Source organism: Paraburkholderia sacchari (assembly GCF_000785435.2).
Taxonomy (GTDB): Bacteria; Pseudomonadota; Gammaproteobacteria; order Burkholderiales; family Burkholderiaceae; genus Paraburkholderia; species Paraburkholderia sacchari.
In genome coordinates this window covers 562,027-577,171 of sequence record NZ_JTDB02000001.1, presented here as the reverse complement: position 1 = coordinate 577,171, position 15,145 = coordinate 562,027, and the positions used below count along the sequence as shown (strand labels likewise).

The 15,145-nt window shown below is 64.2% G+C and carries 14 protein-coding genes; 8 read left to right on the top strand and 6 right to left on the bottom strand.

Annotated elements, in window-relative coordinates; genetic code table 11:
* Positions 1–19 precede the first annotated feature (19 nt).
* Together NH14_RS02585 and NH14_RS02580 are read left to right on the top strand one after the other, a co-directional pair.
* Positions 20–1,126: an aromatic ring-hydroxylating oxygenase subunit alpha gene (locus NH14_RS02585; RefSeq protein WP_035531383.1), complete on the top strand. Its 1,107-nt coding sequence runs from the start codon at positions 20–22 to the stop codon at positions 1,124–1,126.
* A 169-nt stretch (positions 1,127–1,295) separates the two neighbouring features.
* Positions 1,296–2,165: a sulfurtransferase gene (locus tag NH14_RS02580; RefSeq protein WP_035531382.1), complete on the top strand. Its 870-nt coding sequence runs from the start codon at positions 1,296–1,298 to the stop codon at positions 2,163–2,165.
* Between the two features lie 24 nt (positions 2,166–2,189).
* On the opposite strand, the gene NH14_RS02575 is transcribed toward NH14_RS02580, so the two are convergent.
* From NH14_RS02575 to polA, 3 genes are all read right to left on the bottom strand, one after another.
* Positions 2,190–3,062, bottom strand: coding sequence for a dienelactone hydrolase family protein (locus tag NH14_RS02575; RefSeq protein ID WP_035531379.1), 873 nt, complete (start codon positions 3,060–3,062; stop codon positions 2,190–2,192).
* 76 nt (positions 3,063–3,138) lie between these two features.
* Entirely contained in the window at positions 3,139–4,494 is a 1,356-nt protein-coding gene (locus NH14_RS02570) for an NAD(P)/FAD-dependent oxidoreductase (RefSeq protein WP_035531377.1), read from the bottom strand.
* A gap of 278 nt (positions 4,495–4,772) precedes the next feature.
* Positions 4,773–7,565, bottom strand: coding sequence for a DNA polymerase I (gene polA, locus NH14_RS02565; RefSeq protein WP_035531374.1), 2,793 nt, complete (start codon positions 7,563–7,565; stop codon positions 4,773–4,775).
* 1 nt (position 7,566) lies between these two features.
* Between polA and NH14_RS02560 the strand changes: the two genes are divergently transcribed.
* A complete protein-coding gene (locus NH14_RS02560) occupies positions 7,567–8,322 on the top strand; it encodes an LOG family protein (protein ID WP_035531366.1) in 756 nt (251 codons plus the stop codon).
* Here NH14_RS02560 and NH14_RS02555 read toward each other — a convergent pair.
* Positions 8,313–9,218, bottom strand: coding sequence for a transcriptional regulator GcvA (locus tag NH14_RS02555; RefSeq protein ID WP_035531365.1), 906 nt, complete (start codon positions 9,216–9,218; stop codon positions 8,313–8,315). The genes NH14_RS02560 and NH14_RS02555 overlap by 10 nt on opposite strands.
* Before the next feature lie 95 nt (positions 9,219–9,313).
* Here NH14_RS02555 and NH14_RS02550 point away from each other — a divergent pair, with 95 nt between their 5' ends.
* Together NH14_RS02550 and NH14_RS02545 are read left to right on the top strand one after the other, a co-directional pair.
* Complete coding sequence (locus NH14_RS02550) at positions 9,314–9,925, top strand: chromate transporter (protein WP_052148383.1); 612 nt, start codon at positions 9,314–9,316, stop codon at positions 9,923–9,925.
* Positions 9,922–10,449, top strand: coding sequence for a chromate transporter (locus NH14_RS02545; protein WP_035531360.1), 528 nt, complete (start codon positions 9,922–9,924; stop codon positions 10,447–10,449). Before NH14_RS02550 ends, NH14_RS02545 begins: the two co-directional genes overlap by 4 nt.
* A 172-nt stretch (positions 10,450–10,621) precedes the next feature.
* On the opposite strand, the gene NH14_RS02540 is transcribed toward NH14_RS02545, so the two are convergent.
* Positions 10,622–12,148 carry an AMP nucleosidase gene (locus NH14_RS02540; RefSeq protein WP_035531357.1) on the bottom strand — a complete coding sequence of 509 codons (1,527 nt, stop codon included), beginning with the start codon at positions 12,146–12,148 and terminating at the stop codon, positions 10,622–10,624.
* Between the two features lie 278 nt (positions 12,149–12,426).
* Between NH14_RS02540 and NH14_RS02535 the strand changes: the two genes are divergently transcribed.
* The 3 genes from NH14_RS02535 (at position 12,427) to NH14_RS02525 (ending at position 14,796) form a co-directional block, all read left to right on the top strand.
* Positions 12,427–12,834, top strand: coding sequence for a hypothetical protein (locus NH14_RS02535; RefSeq protein WP_035531354.1), 408 nt, complete (start codon positions 12,427–12,429; stop codon positions 12,832–12,834).
* Positions 12,835–12,979: 145 nt separating this feature from the next.
* On the top strand, positions 12,980–14,002 hold the full coding sequence (locus NH14_RS02530) for a homoserine kinase (protein WP_052148382.1): 1,023 nt from the start codon (positions 12,980–12,982) through the stop codon (positions 14,000–14,002).
* Entirely contained in the window at positions 13,993–14,796 is an 804-nt protein-coding gene (locus NH14_RS02525) for a BPSS1780 family membrane protein (protein WP_035531352.1), read from the top strand. Before NH14_RS02530 ends, NH14_RS02525 begins: the two co-directional genes overlap by 10 nt.
* A gap of 95 nt (positions 14,797–14,891) precedes the next feature.
* Here the strand turns inward: NH14_RS02525 and NH14_RS02520 are convergent, their stop codons facing one another.
* Positions 14,892–15,071: a DUF3563 family protein gene (locus NH14_RS02520; protein ID WP_035531350.1), complete on the bottom strand. Its 180-nt coding sequence runs from the start codon at positions 15,069–15,071 to the stop codon at positions 14,892–14,894.
* Between the last annotated feature and the right edge of the window lie 74 nt (positions 15,072–15,145).

Sequence of the window (15,145 nt, the reverse complement as noted above, 5' to 3'; positions counted from 1 at the left end):
GTCTTCATCGGGAGTGGGAATGTCCAATCTGAGCAATGCATTGCAGCTGAAGTCCGTTCACAGTCAGTTGCCAGTCACGGCTTACTTTGACGAAGCGCTTCTCAAGCGCGAGATCGACACGCTTTTCCAGAAAGGTCCTCGCTACGTCGGCCACGAATTGATGGTGCCCGAGGCGGGGAATTATTTTGCGCTGCCCAGCGAGAAAGAGGGTCGCGTGCTCGTTCGCAACCAGAGCAACGAGATCGAGCTGCTCTCGAACGTCTGCCGCCACCGTCAGGCCATCATGCTAAACGGTCGCGGCACGGCCGACAACATTGTATGTCCGCTGCATCGCTGGACCTACGACCTCAAGGGCGAGCTGCTCGGTGCACCGCATTTCGCCGATAAACCCTGCCTGAACCTGAGCAGCACGCCGCTGCAAAAGTGGAACGGCCTGCTATTCGAGTCGGCCGGGCGCGACGTCGCGCGCGACCTTGCACGGCTTGGGCCGGCAAAGCATCTCGACTTCACGGACTACATGTTCGATCACGTCGAGGTCCACGAGTGCAATTACAACTGGAAGACCTTCATCGAGGTCTATCTGGAGGACTACCACGTCGTGCCGTTTCACCCGGGCCTCGGCAACTTCGTGTCGTGCGACGACCTGAAGTGGGAATTCGGCGACTGGTACAGTGTCCAGACGGTGGGCGTGCACAACCATCTCGGCAAGCCGGGCAGTCCGATCTATCGCAAGTGGCACGACGAGGTCCTGCGCTTCCGGAATGGCGTGCCGCCCGAGTTCGGTGCGATCTGGATGGTGTACTACCCCGGTCTGATGATCGAGTGGTATCCGCATGTGCTCGTCTGCTCCTGGCTCATTCCGCAGGGCACGCAGAAAACCACGAACATCGTCGAGTTCTATTACCCCGAGGAAATCGTGTTGTTCGAGCGCGAGTTCGTCGAGGCCGAGCGCGCCGCCTATATGGAAACGGCCATCGAAGACGATGAGATCGCCGAGCGCATGGATGCCGGCCGCCGCGCGCTGTTCGAGCGCGGCGTCTCGGAAGTCGGCCCGTACCAGAGCCCGATGGAAGACGGCATGCAGCACTTCCACGAGTTCCTGCGGCGCGAGCTCGGCACGATCTGAGCGGCCTTTGCAGACCCACCGCGCAAACTCCACGCAGATTCGACGCTTCACGGAAAGACGGGCTTAGGCCCGTCTTTTTGTTTAGACTGACGGCATCGGGCCAGCACTTTCGCGCGCCTGTGCAGATGCACTCGCGCGCCACCGGCCACGCACGATTCAAGGAGCCGTCATGCCCCACACGCACTACACCACACTGATCTCGGCCGGCAACCTGCACGAGCGCCTCACCGCGGCGCCAGGCAGCGTACTCGTCTTCGACTGCCGCTTCGATCTCGCGAATCCCGCCGCGGGCGAGACCGCCTACGCCGCCGGCCATCTGCCGGGCGCGCGCTATCTCCACCTCGACCGCGACCTCTCGGGCCCAAAGACCGGCAAGAACGGCCGCCACCCGCTGCCCGACCGCGCCTCGCTCGTCGCCACGCTCATGAGCTGGGGGCTCAACGCAGGACAACAGGTGGTCGCCTATGACGCACAGGGCGGCATGTATGCCGCGCGTCTCTGGTGGCTGCTGCGCTGGCTCGGCCACGACTCGGTCGCCGTGCTCGACGGCGGCCTGCAAGCCTGGGAGGCGGCTGGCTTCCCGCTCTCGAAGGACGTCCCCGCTGCCGCGCAAGGCACGTTCAAGGCCAGCGCGCCGCTCCAGGTGACCGTGGATGCGCAGGCCATCGAGCGCAATCTGTCCACCCATGAACTCACCGTCGTCGACGCGCGCGCCGCCGACCGCTATCGCGGCGAGAACGAGACGATAGATCCGGTGGGCGGCCATATCCCCGGCGCGCTCAACCGCTTCTTCAAGGACAACCTCAGTGACGACGGCCGCTTCAAGTCCGCGCATACGCTGCGCGACGAATTCACCGCGCTGCTGCCGGGCAAGACGCCCGAGCACGTGGTGCTGCAATGCGGCTCGGGCGTGACTGCCTGCCATAACGCGCTGGCGATGGAGATCGCCGGCATGCATGGCGCGGCGCTTTATGCGGGGTCGTGGAGCGAGTGGTGCTCTGACCCGTCGCGGCCCGTGGCGACGGGCGCGAACCCCTGAGCCCGTCCCACCACGGCGCCGGCCTCAGCCGACGCCGTGTTCCTTGAACCAGGCAATCGCGCGCTTCCAGCCATCCTCCGCGTCGGCCTTGCGATAGCTCGACCGATAGTCTGCGAAGAACGCATGGCCCGCATCGTCGTACACGACGAACTGCGAGCCGCGCCCACCCTGCGGCCCCTGCGCGATCGCAGCCTTCATCTGCTCCAGCGTGTCCTGCGGAATGCTTGTGTCCTCGCGGCCGTAGAGCCCGAGCACCGGCACCTGCAGTTTGCCCGCGAGATCGAGCGGATTTTGCGGCGAGTTCGCGGTGTGAGCGCCGGCCACGCGCCCGTACCACGACACCACCGCCTTCACGCGCGGATTGTGCTCGGCATAAAGCCACGCGTAGATGCCGCCCCAGCAGAACCCGTTGACCCCCACGCGCTTGAGATCGCCGCCATGCTGGCCGACCCAGGCCAGCGCCGCATCGATATCGCCGAGCACCTGCGCATCGGCAACCTTGCTCACGATGTTCTGATCGATCTGCTGAACGGTCGGATACACGGACGCATCACCCTCGCGCTCGAACAGATCCGGTGCGATGGCCAGATAGCCGAGCTTGGCGAAGCGCCGGCACACATCGGCGATATGCTCGTGCACGCCGAAAATCTCGTGAATCACGATGACCACCGGCAGATGCGTCTTGCCTTTCGGCTGCGCGCGATACGCCGGAATCAGCGTTCCGTTCGACTGGAACGCGATCTCGCCGGCTTCGAGGCCCTCGCTGTCGGTGTGGATGGTTTGCGCGGAGACTGGCAGCACCGCCGCGGCAAAGCCGCTGCCCAGTGCTGCCTTGATGAAGGTGCGCCGATCGAACGGCACGTGCGGGACCAGGCTGTCGATTTCAGGTTTAAGCATGCAACGCTCCTTGCGAAAAGAACGACGCAAAAGGGCTGCACCCTGACGAACCCGCACTACCTCCCGGGGAAACGCTTTAGTGCAGCTTCACGCGCGGCAGCGTCGTGCGCCGCAGCCAGTGCGCGAAGGTGTCGAGCACCATGCGTGCATAGCCATGCAGCGCCGCGATATGCAGCCGGTACAGCGACATGTACATGAACCGGGCGAACAGCCCCTCGATCAGCATGCTGCCGCCGATCAACCCGCCCATCAGATTGCCGACCGCACTGAAATGGCCGAGCGAGACGAGCGAGCCGAAGTCCCGATAGGTGAACTCGGGCAGCGCCTTCCCTGCAAGCCGCTCGCCCATCGATTTGAACAGAAACGATGCCTGCTGATGCGCGGCCTGCGCGCGCGGCGGCACGCCCCGTTCGTTGCCGGGCCACTCGCATGCGGCGCAGTCGCCGAGCGCAAAGACATTGTCGTCGGCTTCCGTTTGCAGCGTGCGCCGCACGATCAGTTGGCCAAGTTTGTTGACGGGCAGGCCGTCGAGCTGCGCAAGCACCGCCGGCGCCTTGATGCCCGCCGCCCATACGGTGAGGTCGGCGCGTACGGATTTGCCGCTCGCGGTTCGTATTACGCCCGGCGCCACCTCAGTCACGCGCTCGCCGGTCATGATCCGCACGCCGAGCTTGCGCAGCAGTTCGGCAGTGGCCGACGAAACGCGCTCCGCCAAAGCGGGCAGAATGCGCGGACCCGATTCGATCAGCACGATGCCCACGTCGTGACTCGGATCGAGCTTGTGCAGGCCGTAAGCCGAAAGCACCTGGGCGGTGTTGCGCAACTCGGCGGAAAGCTCGACGCCCGTTGCCCCCGCGCCGACGATCGCAACCTGCACGCGCGGAACTTCGTTGCCCTCATGGTCGCGCTGACCGTGAACCCAGGGCTCCGGCTCCTGATGCTCGGCGCGCATGCACGCCGCAATGAGGCGCTTGCGAAAACGCTCGGCCTGCGCAACGGTATCGAGCGCGATGGAGTTTTCCGCCGCGCCCTGCACGCCGAAAAAGTGCGTCGTGCTACCGATCGCGAGCACGAGCGTGTCGTATTCGAGCACGCGCTCGGGCAGCATCTCACCGCCGTCTTCATCCTGCACCGCGCCGAGCGTAATGCGCTTTGCCGCGCGGTCCAGCCCGACCAGCTCGCCCTGCTGGAACTCGAAGCCATGCCAGCGCGCCTGCGCCGCGTACTCGAGTTCCTGCGTGAAAGGATCCATGCTGCCCGCTGCCACTTCGTGCAGGAGCGGCTTCCAGATATGCGTTGGATTGCGGTCGACCAACGTGACCGACGCACGCGAGTTGCCGCGCTTCGCGCGCGTTTCGCCGTACCGGTCGCCTAGCCGCGTTGCCAGCTCCAGGCCGCCGGCGCCCCCTCCCACAACGATAAAGCGGTGCATAGACTCTCCGTGCATGACGTCAGGCGATAGATTCTCCGACGCTTGCCCGATACTTAATATCGGCGCACTACTGCGCGGCGTCGGTCTTTGGCTCATTGTCGGCTGATGCGGCGCAGCACGGCAAGACGCACGGTGCGCATTAACGACATCTGCACCAGACGCTTGCGTAACGGCACGGCTGCGGTTACAGACTCACTGCGACGCGCACGATCGCTCGAAGGGCAAGCGGTGTGCTCGTGCGTCTTCAGTCATCACTTCAGTGGGCCCTCAGTGCGCCCTCAGTGCGCTTCTTCCCAGTTCGCGCCCACACCCACTTCGGCCACAAGCGGCACCTTCAGCTTCGCCACCGAGCACATCAATTCCGGCAAGCACTTGCGCACTTCGGAGAGCTCTTCGTCAGGAACCTCGAGCACCAGTTCGTCGTGAACCTGCATGATCATCTTCGTGCCGATCTTGCGTTGATCGAGCCACTTCTGCACGGCGATCATCGAGAGCTTGATGAGATCGGCTGCCGTGCCCTGCATCGGCGCGTTGATGGCGGCGCGCTCGGCGGCCTGGCGGCGCGGGCCATTACCGCCGTTGATCTCGGGCAGCCACAGACGGCGGCCGAACACGGTCTCCACGTAGCCGCGCGATTTCGCGTCCATGCGTGTCTCGTCCATGTAGCGCTTGACGCCCGGATAGCGCGTGAAATAGCGGTCGATATAGAGCGTGGCCGCATCGCGCGTGATGCCGAGATTCGACGCGAGCCCGAACGCGCTCATGCCGTAAATCAGCCCAAAGTTGATGACCTTCGCGATGCGCCGCTGGTCGTTGCTCACTTCGAGCGGCGTGACGCCGAACACTTCGGCCGCCGTGGCGCGGTGAATGTCGTCGCCGCGCTTGAACGCCGCGAGCAGCGATTCGTCGCCCGAGATATGGGCCATGATGCGCAGTTCGATTTGCGAATAATCGGCGGACACGATCTTGCAGCCCGGCGGCGCGATAAACGCCTCGCGAATGCGCCGGCCCTCGCCCGTGCGCACCGGAATATTCTGCAGATTCGGGTCGTTCGATGCGAGACGGCCCGTCACGGCCACTGCCTGCGCATAGTTCGTGTGCACGCGGCCCGTTTGCGCGTTGACCATGCGCGGCAGCTTGTCGGTATACGTGGACTTGAGCTTGGCAAGGCCGCGATGTTCGAGCAGCAGCTTGGGCAGCGGGTAGTCTTCCGCGAGCTTTTGCAGCACTTCTTCGTCGGTGGACGGCGCGCCGCTCGGCGTCTTCTTCACGACCGGCAGTTGCAGCTTCTCGAAGAAGATCTGGCCGATCTGCTTGGGCGAGCCGAGATTGAATTCGCCGCCCGCAAGCGCATAGGCCTGCTGCTCGAGTTCAACCAGGCGCACCGCAATCTCCGCGCTCTGCTTCTCCAGCCGCTCTTTGTCGATCAGCACGCCATTGCGCTCCATCTTGCGCAGCACGCGCGAGGTGGGTATCTCGATCTCGCGATACACGTAGTCGAGGCCCTTCTCGAGCGCGATCTGCGGATAGAGCGCGAGGTGCAGTTGCAGCGTGACGTCGGCGTCTTCGGCCGCGTATTCCGCGGCCGTTTCGAGCGACACTTCGTCGAAGCCGATCTGCTGCGCGCCCTTGCCCGCGACCTCCTCGTACTTGATCGTCTTGATGCCGAGATGGCGCAGCGCGAGGCTGTCCATGTCATGCGTGCGATGCGATTCGAGCACGTACGATTCGAGCAGCGTGTCGTGTTCGACGCCGTTCAGCTCAATGCCGTAATTAGCGAGCACCTGCTCGTCGTACTTCATGTGCTGGCCGACCTTCTTGTGCTTCACGCTTTCGAGCCACGGCTTCAGGCGCGCGAGCACTTCGTCGAGCGGCAACTGCTCAGGCGCGTCAGGCCCGCGATGCGCGAGCGGCAAGTACGCGCCGCTGCCCGCCTCGGTCGAAAACGACATGCCGACGAGCTTTGCAACCATCGGGTCGAGCGCGGTGGTCTCGGTGTCGAACGCGGTGAGTTGCGCGGCCTCGATCTTCGCGAGCCATGCGTCGAACTGCTCCCACGTCTGGATGGTTTCGTAATGGCGCGGCGCGTCGATGAGCAACGCGGGCTGCACATTCGCGTCCTGCTCGGGTACGTTTCCGGTTGTTGCGGCCGGCACGGTCTGATCGGCTTCGTTGATTTCACGCAGCCATGTCTTGAAGCCGTGACGCGCGAAGATATCGCGCAGCTCCTCGCGCGCCTCGCCTCGCGTCGCGAGCGAGCCCGCGATCGAATCGAGGTGTGGAGAAAGATCGCACGACGTTTCGACGGTGACGAGTTTTTTCGCCATCGGCAGGAAGTCGAGCGCATCGCGCAAATAACCGCCCACGGCGCCCTTGATTTCATCGGCATGCTCGACGATGCCATCGAGCGAACCATATTGCGTGAGCCACTTCACTGCCGTCTTCGGGCCGCACTTGTTCACGCCCGGCACGTTGTCCACGGTGTCGCCGATCAGCGAGAGATAGTCGACGATGCGCTCCGGCGGCACGCCGAACTTCGCGATCACGCCTTCGCGATCGAGCGTCTCGTTGGTCATCGTGTTGATGAGCGTGACGTGATCGGTCACGAGCTGCGCGAGGTCCTTGTCGCCGGTGGACACGACCACCTTCATGCCGTGCTGTTCCGCCTGGCATGCGAGCGTGCCGATTACGTCGTCGGCCTCCACGCCTTCGATCATCAAGATCGGCCAGCCTAGTGCACGCACCGCTTCGTGAATGGGCTCGATTTGCGCCGCGAGCGGCTCGGGCATCGAAGGCCGGTTGGCCTTGTACTCGGGATACCAGTCGTCACGAAACGTCTTGCCCTTTGCATCGAACACGCACGCGCTATACTCTGCCGTAACGTCCTTGCGCATGCGACGCAGCATGTTGATGATGCCGTATAACGCGCCCGTCGGCTCGCCGTCAGGTCCGCGCAAATCAGGCATCGCATGGAAGGCACGATAGAGATAGCTAGAACCGTCGACCAGCAACAGGGTCTTACCTTCCAGCTGAGTTTGTAGCTTGATTTCCACGCGAAGTTCTTCAGGCATTATGGACAAGAGAAAAGTGATTCCGAGTCTGCGTTCACTCGCAGATCAAGAGCGCGCAACGGCCAAGAAGGCGCGCGCATCGTGGCAGATGTTCACGATTATGGCAGAGTTTATCGAGGCGACCGAATACCTGTCCGAGATCCGGCCAGCGGTCAGCATCTATGGTTCTGCGCGCCTGAAACCCGATTCGCCGTACTACCAGCTCGCCAAAACCATCGCGCGCAAAGTGTCGGATGCGGGCTTCGCCGTGATCTCCGGCGGCGGCCCCGGCATCATGGAAGCCGCCAACCAGGGCGCGCACGCGGGCAAGTCGCCTTCGGTGGGCCTGAACATCGAGTTGCCTCACGAGCAGTCGGGCAACCAGTGGCAAGACATTTCGCTACGCTTTCGCCATTTCTTCACGCGCAAGGTCACCTTCGTCAAGAACTCGGATGCGGTGATCGTGATGCCGGGCGGCTTCGGCACGCTCGACGAACTGGCCGAGGTGCTCACGCTCATCCAGACGAAGAAATCGCGTCACGTGCCTATCATTCTGGTGGGCGCGGAATTCTGGAAGGGTCTGCTCGAGTGGTTCCGTGCCGCGCTCGTGCCGATGGGCCTCATCAATCCGGAAGACATGGACCTGATGCAGGTGATCGACGATCCGGACCAGGTGCTCGAAGCGGTGCTCAAGTTCTATGAGGACAGCGGCGAAGAGCCCGAGCAGGAACATGCGGCCCGCCCCGAATCCGACGACGACCGCATGTTCTATCTTTGATATTCGGTGTGACCCGTCGGCGCGCTGGCCTGCTCCTCCAGCCAGCGGCAAAACTGCGCGACGACGGGCACGTCCGCCACCTCGCGCCGCGCGACCCACCAGTAGCCGCGCGCGTCGAGGTGCGGGCCGGAGAGCGGCGCGACGAGGCGCCCCGAAGCCAGCTCGTCGTCGAGCAGCGGCAGCGGCCCGAGCGCAACGCCGAGCCCGTCCTCGGCGGCCTGCAAGGCCAGATAAAAATGGTCGAACGACTGCTTCTTCCTGCACTTGGCCTTTACGCCCGCAGCGGCCAGCCACGTGCGCCACGCATCGGGGCGCGTATCCGAGTGCAGCAGCACATGGCGCGCGAGATCGTCGGCGCAATGAATCGGCGAGCGCTTCAATAGCGCCGGACTGCACACCGGCAACTCCGTTTCGTCGAGAAAATAGCCGCTCGCGCAATCGGGCCAATTCGCCGGCCCGCGCCGCACCGCAACGTCGAATGCATCGAGCGTCTCGACTGGCGCATTCGAGGTGGCAAGGCGCAACTCGACGTTAGGCGCCAGACGCTGAAACTGCGAAAGACGCGGCAGCAACCATTTCATGGCAAACGTAGGCAGCGCATTCACGCGCAGCACGTGAACGACGCCTGTGTCGCGCAGTTCCGCTGTGGCACGCGCAATGCTTTCGAACGCGCCCTGCACGGCCCCGAGATAGCGCCGCCCGTCCTCGGTCAAGGCGACCCGCTTGCCGTGCCGATGAAACACCTGCACACCCACCCACGCCTCCAGCGCGGCCACCTGACGGCTGATTGCACCATGAGTCACATGAAGCTCGGCCGCCGCGGCAGTGAAACTGTTGTGCCGCGCCGCGGCTTCGAACGCGCGCAGCGCCGGAAAGGGAGGAAGGGAGCGGGCCATGCTTGTGATTCTAGATCACAAGAGTCCGGCCGAGAAATCGTTTTGCGCGGGATGAGTTCGGCGCTACGCTTCGACCTTGCCATCCGGGTCTTCGCATGAAACACCATCCAGCCTCATCTCCATCCAGAGCGAATCTCACGCCCAGGCATGAAGTGTCCGGCGCACCCAGCGTGCGCGATCTGTTCCTCGGTTTTCTCGGCCTCGGCCTCACCTCGTTCGGCGGCGCACTGCCGCTTGCGCGCCGCGCCATCGTCGAGCAGCGCCGCTGGCTTTCGGCTGCGGAATTCACCGACCTGCTCGGACTGTGCCAATTCCTGCCAGGCGGCAACGTAATCAACCTTTCGGTGGCGCTCGGCATGCGCTTTCACGGCTGGCGCGGCGCGCTCGCCGGGCTGCTCGGACTGATCGCCGGCCCGTCGCTCGTCGTGATCGGGTTAGGCGTGCTCTACGAGCGCACGCAGAACGACCCGCACGTGCAGCATTTGTTCGTCGGCCTCGCCGCCGCTGCGGCGGGGATGCTGATCGCCATGGCCGCGAAAATCATCCTGCCGTTGCGCCGCGACCCGGCCGCCGCCGCGATCGCGCTGCTCGGCTTCATCGCTATTGCCCTGCTGCGCCTGCCGTTGCTGCCGACCATGCTCGTGCTCACGCCGCTTGGCATCGCCATTGCGGTTCGCGCCTCCCGCCGCTCTGGAGACGCGCAATGAGCGCCACACTGCTTGCACTCGCCACGATCTTCAGCCAGCTCTCGCTGCTCGCATTCGGCGGCGGCAACACGATCCTGCCGGAGATGCAGCGCCAGGTCGTAGAGGTGCACCACTGGATGACCGCGAGCGAGTTCAGCTCGCTCTTCGCACTCGCCCAGGCCGCGCCCGGACCGAACATGATGATCGTGACGCTGGTGGGCTGGCATGTGTCGGGCTGGGCCGGCATGCTCGTGACGTCGGCGGCGAAGTTCGGACCGTCCTCGCTCGTGACGGTGGCCGCGCTTCACGTGTGGGACCGCTTCAAGGACCGGCCGTGGCGGCGCAGCGCGCAGCGTGGGCTCGTGCCGGTGACGGCAGGGCTCGTGGCCGCGAGCGCGATGGTGATATCAAGAGCGTCCGATCACACCTGGATCGCGTGGGCCATCACGGGCGTGTGCGCGATGCTCGCTTTACGCACGAAAATCCATCCGCTGTGGCTGCTCGCGGCGGGCAGCCTGATCGGCTTGACGGGGTTTGGGCAGTAGTCGGGCGACGGCGGCGCGAGGCGCAATTCGCCGAATGGCCAAGGCCTTTTTGCAGAACTATCTAACAGGAACTACGCTCGATGGCGGCGGCGCTCACATTGGCCCTGCCCTGCATGAACATGCCTGGCGCTCAGACACCGCCCGAACGCCAGCCCACAGGCACCCGCTTACCTCACTGAAACGCCACCTCGGCAAAGCTGCGCAGCTTGCGGCTATGAAGCTTGTGCAGGCCGTTGGTGCGCAAGATCTCCATCGCCTTCACGCCAATCTGCAAGTGCTGGTCCACTTGCGCTCGATAGAACGAATCGGCCATGCCGGGCAGCTTGAGCTCACCATGCAGCGGCTTGTCGGATACACATAGCAAGGTGCCGTACGGCACGCGAAAACGGAAGCCGTTCGCGGCAATCGTCGCGCTCTCCATATCGAGCGCAACCGCGCGGCTCTGCGAAAGACGCTGCACCGGCTCGCGATGCTCGCGCAGTTCCCAGTTGCGATTGTCGACGCTTGCAACCGTGCCCGTACGCATCACGCGCTTGAGTTCCACACCGTCAAGCTGTGTGATCTGCGCGACCGCACGCTCGAGCGCCACCTGCACTTCGGCCAGCGCAGGGATCGGCACCCACAGCGGCAGGTCGGCGTCGAGCACGTGATCCTCGCGCACATAGCCGTGCGCAAGCACGTAGTCGCCGAGACGCTGCGTGTTGCGCAGCCCCGCGCAGTGGCCGAGCATGATCCACGCATGCGGGCGCAGCACCGCAATGTGGTCCGTGATGGTCTTCGCGTTAGACGGCCCCACGCCGATATTGACCATCGTGATGCCGCTGCCGTCCGCGCGCTTGAGGTGATACGCGGGCATCTGCGGCAGGCGCGCGGGCGGCGTGCCCTCGTCGTCCTGCTCGCCGAGATTCGCGTTGTAGGTGACCACGTCGCCCGGCTCCACGAACGACGTGTATTCGCTGCGGTAATTGCGCAGGTCGGCGTCGTCGGTGCGCGCCATCATTGCGCGACCGAGCTTCACGAATTCGTCGATATAGAACTGGTAGTTCGTGTAGAGCACGTAGTTCTGGACGTGCGTGGGCGAGGTCGCCGTGTAGTGCTTGAGACGATGCAGCGAGAAGTCCACGCGCGGCGCCGTGAAAAGCGCGAGCGGCTGCGGCTCGCCCGGCGCCGGCTCGTACGTGCCGTTCACGATGCGGTCGTCGAGTTCGGCCAGGTCGGGCGTATCGAATATGTCGCGCATCGCGAAGAGCCGCTCGCGGTCCAGGTCGCCTTCGAGGTGGATGCCCTCCGCGAACGCGAAATGAATTGGAATAGGCTGCTCCGAGACCCCGACTTCGATCGACACATGATGATTCTTCGCAAGCAGCCGCAATTGCTCGCGATAGTAGTTGCCGAACAGGTCCGGGCGCGTGATAGTAGTCTCGAACACGCCGGGGCCGGCGACGAAACCATACGAACGCCGCGAGTCGATGTGCGTATTGACTTCCGTGTGCACGCGCACGAACGGATAGCAGGCGCGCACGCGGTAATCGAACGCCTCGCCGCGCCGGTAGCGTGCGAACGCATCGCGCAGGAAGGCCGTGTTCGCCTCGTAAATGGCAGAGAGGCGCGCGACGGCGTCGGCGGCGTCCTCGAAGGCTTCGGCGGGAAAATTGTGCGGGGGCGTCATGAAGCTGCGCCGGTGATTCTCGTTGTTCATGTTCGTTCGCCTCGGTTCATATGGAACCACATTAGCACGGAAGAACGACATTCTGACAACGTCCTTCGCAGGTCCGGGAGATTCGTCCGACGCGAGCGGCGGTGCGCTCTCGCAATCCCCCCGCCGCCGCGGGGAGCGGGACGCGGATTTGCTAGAATCAGGCTATCCAAAGCTTTGCATGGGACCAGAGTCAGTGCTTTGCACAACTCTGGCCGAGCCTTGCATGAGATCGGACTAAGCGCTGAAGCGCCAAGTCCGATCGACACAGGAGAATCACCATGAAGTCGCACCTTCTAGCCGCCTTCGCCGCGACGCTCGCGTTCAGCGGGTTCGCCATGGCCACGCCAGCCGACGACGCGAAGACCGCCGTTGAAGCCCAGTCGGCGCAGTCCGCCAACGAGCGGGCCGGCTTGCCCGATCTGGCTGCGATCAACAACAAGCCTGCTGCGCGCGTCACCTCGAAGGTCAATATCAACGACGTGCCGCGCACGCCGAGCTTCCACGAAGTGAGCCCGAACGGCACCGAAGTCACCGAATACCGCGACAAGGGCAAGCCCGTCGAGATCAACGTGCGTTCGAACTTCGGCACGCGCTACTCGATGAGCTCGAACCCCGACACCTCGCCGCAAGTGCGCCCGAACGGCCAGGCCAGTACGCGCCTGCCGTCGATCAACCTGCATTACTGATTCACCCCCTTCGCGCGCGGGCGGCGTGCGCTGTCCCGCGCCGCCTCCTGCACGAGCGTGAGAAGCCGCGCCGAAGCGGCTTCCGCCAAGCGGCCTCGCCCACGAGCAAGGCTCCCGACTACGATAACCACACGACCTCTCTGGCATGGCCGTCTTCACCGCTGTCACCGAACCCCAGCTCGCTCAATGGATGCGCGACTACGATCTTGGCGACGTAGTCGATTTTCGCGGCATTCAGTCGGGCATTGAAAATAGCAACTTCTTTCTGACGACGACGCGCGGCGAATACGTTCTGACGATCTTCGAAAAGCTCACAGCGGATCAGTTGCCGTTCTATCTCGAACTGATGCGCCATCTGGCATCGCACCGCGTGCCGGTGCCCGACCCGATGCCGCGCGCCGACGGCACCCTGTTCGGCCTGCTGCACGGCAAGCCGGCGGCCATCGTCACGAAGCTCGACGGCGCGCCCGAACTCGCCCCGGGCGTGGAGCACTGCACGGAAGTGGGGCAAATGCTCGCGCGCATGCACCTGGCGGGCCGCGACTTCGCGCTCGGCCAGCCGAATCTGCGCAGCCTGCCGTGGTGGGAAGAAACCGTGCCCACCGTGCTGCCGTTCCTGGACGACGCCCAGCGCGACTTGCTCACGACCGAGCTCGCGCACCAGCAGGCTTTCTTCGCCAGCGACGATTACGCGGCGCTGCCCGGCGGCCCGTGCCACTGCGACCTCTTCCGCGACAACGCGCTGTTCGCGCACGTCAAGCCGGAAACGGGGCATACGGTGCGCCTCGGCGGATTCTTCGACTTCTATTTCGCCGGCTGTGACAAGTGGGTGTTCGACGTGGCGGTGACGGTCAACGACTGGTGCGTCGACCTCGCGACGGGCAGGCTCGACGCGCAGCGCGTCGAGGCGCTATTGCGCGCCTACCAGACCGTGCGCCCGTTCACGCCCGCCGAGAGCCGGCACTGGGTCGACATGCTGCGCGCCGGCGCGTACCGCTTCTGGGTGTCGCGCTTGTACGATTTTTATTTGCCGCGCTCGGCCGAGTTGCTCAAGCCGCACGACCCCGGCCATTTCGAGCGCATCCTGCGCGCGCGCCGCGCAGGCAGCGCGGCCGGCACGCCAGGCGCCTTCCACGCACTCTCCGACCTGCACCGTCCATGCAACTGATCGAAGTTCCCGCGAAGCAGGGCTACGTCTGGTTCCGCCAGGGCATCTGGCTGTTCCGGCGCAATCCGCTGGCGTTTCTCACGCTGTTCTTCTCGTACCTGCTCGCCATGACGCTGATCTCCGCCGTGCCGGTGATCGGCGGCGTGCTGCCGCTCATCTTCGTGCCCGGCGTGGCGGTAGGTTTCATGGCCGCGTGCCGCGACACCGTGGCGGGCAAGCCAGTGTTCCCCACCATTCTCGTCGACGGTTTCCGCTCGTACGGGCAAACGGTGACGAAGCATCTGTTCGTGCTGGGCGGAATTTACGTGGTGGCGATGACGGTGGTGCTCGCGGCGTCGGCGCTGGTGGACGGCGGCACGCTGTTGCGTCTGATGACGCTGGGCGGCACGCTCGATACGGAGGCTGTTGCGGACAGCAACGTGCCGCTCGCCGTGCTCGCGTCGCTCGCGTGCTACGTGCCGGTTTCGATGATGTTCTGGTTCGCGCCGGTGCTGACCGCCTGGCACGAGGTGCCGCCGGTCAAGGCGATGTTCTTCAGCATCGTGAGCTGCTGGCGTAACAAGGGCGCGTTCGTGGTGTATGGCGCGCTATGGTTTGCGGTGTCGATCGGCGTGTCGCTGGGACTTTCGACGCTGTTGCGCGCGATGGGTGCGGGCGAGTACGCGCTGGCGATCCTGATGCCGGCGCTGATTCTCGTGACGACGATGCTCTATTGCTCGTTCTACGCGACGTATCGCGGCTGCTACGGCGTGCAGGAAAAGACCGACGCCGAGATACCGGGTTCGGGGCGCTGAACGGCCAGTACCCGCTGCGAGCAAATTGCACAAACACCAACGGGGCGCCTCTGTGCGCCCCGTTGCGTATCTACACTGTGTAAACCTTAAGCTGCTTAGCTGTAGTGATTCATCCACGACGGGTTGCGGCCCGCCTTTTCGCGATCGAGCTTGCGCATGCGGAATTCGAGATCATAGATGTCGGCCGATTCGGCCAGGTAAGCTTCCTCGCGCTCCTTTTGAGCGGTTTCGTACGACTTCGTGAGGAACAGGAAAAGGCGGCTGAGCAGGTACATGGTCTGGCTCCGGTAAGCGGGCGCATGCCCTCGGAATGAATGAAACCATTATAGGGTAAACCCTTATCAAGGTA